This is a genomic window from Gammaproteobacteria bacterium CG11_big_fil_rev_8_21_14_0_20_46_22 (assembly GCA_002796245.1).
Classification (GTDB): domain Bacteria; phylum Pseudomonadota; class Gammaproteobacteria; order UBA12402; family UBA12402; genus 1-14-0-20-46-22.
The window spans coordinates 1-2,261 of record PCWT01000013.1; the positions used below are offsets into that span (position 1 = coordinate 1).

General features: G+C 37.5%; 3 protein-coding genes. 2 read left to right on the plus strand and 1 reads right to left on the minus strand.

Annotation, left to right across the window (positions count from 1 at the left end):
• Positions 1 to 231 precede the first annotated feature (231 nt).
• A complete protein-coding gene (locus COV52_01320) occupies positions 232 to 519 on the minus strand; it encodes a hypothetical protein (protein ID PIR11943.1) in 288 nt (95 codons plus the stop codon).
• A gap of 262 nt (positions 520 to 781) precedes the next feature.
• Here COV52_01320 and COV52_01325 point away from each other — a divergent pair, with 262 nt between their 5' ends.
• Positions 782 to 1,474: a peptidase S24 gene (locus COV52_01325; GenBank protein PIR11944.1), complete on the plus strand. Its 693-nt coding sequence runs from the start codon at positions 782 to 784 to the stop codon at positions 1,472 to 1,474.
• Positions 1,475 to 1,493: 19 nt separating this feature from the next.
• Positions 1,494 to 2,057 (plus strand): hypothetical protein, encoded by a 564-nt coding sequence (locus tag COV52_01330; protein PIR11945.1) that lies wholly within the window; start codon positions 1,494 to 1,496, stop codon positions 2,055 to 2,057.
• Positions 2,058 to 2,261: the final 204 nt, after the last annotated feature.

The following is a 2,261-nucleotide window of genomic DNA, read 5'->3' on the forward strand; positions in this document are numbered from 1 at the left end:
TTACACTGGCTAATGCTTTTTTAGGTACTATTTTTTGTCGACTCATTTAATTCAGCCTCCTAAATAAAATAATATGTTGATAACTTAGCAAGCTAACACTGAAAGATAGCTTTGCGCTGCTTTTCATTGATTGGTTTTTGCGAAGGCCGCGGAGAGTGATCGCTGTTTTAGCGCTTAATTGATGTCGCTTTTGTATCATGCTATTCATTTCCGGCGGTTACTAAAAGCATGTCAGGCGGTATTATTGTGTTTTTTGTTACCGCCCTTCATGCAACTCAAGGGTGGCGAGCATTCTTTAGGGGTGTTGCTTTCTTTTTTATCGTTGGTCTCTTTGCTGGACTGGTTCTCTTTTTGTGACATTATTTCAGTTCGACCAATAGTGACCGCTGGTGGAGCGTCAAAGGCAATGCGAATTTTATCGCCTGTCACTTTTGTAACTGTAAAGCGAAGTATTTTTTCGTTACCGATAAGCACGTCAATGCTTTCTTGTTCGCGCCTAGTCAGAATGAGCATGTTCATCTCCTATGATTCTTTAGTGTTTATCCAAGCCACCTAAGCGGTATAACAATAATGTTACACATACCAAACAAAATAGTAACTATTGCGAATATTTTTCGGTTTTATTGGTTGATTTTTGATAATTTATTGATCTTAAAAGAAAATTTACTTGATACAAATTGTGAGGAATTATAAAAATGATACTTTTTCTTTATCCATTGTTACTTAGTTGGAAAAAACATGTTAAAATTCATCTGAATTTGCCATTTAAGATGGGTATACAATGGAAGCAGCCATTCAAGCGATAGAATCAGAAGAGAACAACTCCCGCCAGCACCTTGCGGAAAACCTTAAGCTTTTAATGAAAAGTCGAAAACTTAGTCTTAACCAGTTGGCACAGGATTTGAATATCCCCGTGATGACTATTCGACGGTTGATTTCAGGTCAAACCGAAGACCCGCGTGTTTACACATTAAAGTTATTTGCTGATTATTTTCATGTCTCAGTAGACTCGCTCATCACACCGAATCGCCAAGTTTTACAAGAATCGCTTGAGAAAACAAAACCCTATTTTATACCCGTGATAGATTGGCATACCGCCAAAACAATTCATTCGCTCGATGATCTTAATTTAACACAATGGAAAAACTGGCAGCCGGTGACCTTAAGCAGCGATGAAGAAATAAGTGAGCAAGCCTTTGCTTTAGAAAGCCGACCATCGATGTATCCTCGGTTTCCCCAAGGTACGGTATTTATCATTGACCCTAAAGTAAAACCAGCCGATGGTGATACGGTATTAGTGAAGCTTAAAGAAAGTGGCGAGTTAACGTTACGTTATTTAAGTATTGACCCGCCCGAATGGAAGCTTAGCCCACTTGTGGCTGACTCAACAATATTGGATTACGATAAACAGCATCATGAGATTGTTGGCATCAATGTGCTTACCATGTTGTATAATCGGAAAAATCATGGATAGTTTAACATAAGGAAAAACTATGGGCTTGCTCAATACGATAATGAGCGCCGTCCATTACAAAATCAATAACAAGGACAAGCGGTCAGACTATATTTTTTATAAAATTGTCGATCAAGAAAAAAATGAATATGCTTTGCAATGTATTAACACAAAGGCGGTTGTCTATTCAAAAATAGAAGATATTGTTTTTGATATTGATATCTTACATGGCCTTCACCCTATTCAGGCTTGCTATGTTGGTATTGAATATGCCAAGTTTCTGGAAAAAATCGACACGCCAATCGAATTAAAAAACCGGCAAAAAAACAAACTTGATAAGTGCTCGGTGTTTCGGTACGGACGTTATGAGCTTTGTTATCAAGATAGAAAAGGCAGCGTTTTATTTGTTGACCGTACTAATGAAGAAAGCTTTTTAATGGACCCAAGGGATATTGCATTATCTGAAGAAATCATACAAGATTTTGATGCGGCACAAGCTTTCTACCTCGGATTGCTTGCTGGTTTGAAGCTCAATAACCCAGCGACGAAACGAAATGAAATACAGCATAATAAAGAAAAACCTTACCTTAGGCTGGTCAAATAAACCTGCTAAATAACAAGCAAATACTTCAAGATATGCGTCATGGAAAACAGCAAACCTTTTGACAGTTTGAATTCAAAAAAATCAAAATCGATTATTGACAATCCCGCGGGGTACAAAGTGCTGATTTTAATTAGCATGTTGTATATGAGTATTATGATTTGTAATGCCGTGCTAACTAATCGCTATATTGGAGTTGATGCTTTT

Coding starts and splice junctions, on each gene's coding strand:
- COV52_01320 (PIR11943.1), bottom strand. CDS start 519: ATGAACATGCTCATTCTGACTAGGCGCGAACAAGAAAGCATTGACGTG.
- COV52_01325 (PIR11944.1), top strand. CDS start 782: ATGGAAGCAGCCATTCAAGCGATAGAATCAGAAGAGAACAACTCCCGC.
- COV52_01330 (PIR11945.1), top strand. CDS start 1,494: ATGGGCTTGCTCAATACGATAATGAGCGCCGTCCATTACAAAATCAAT.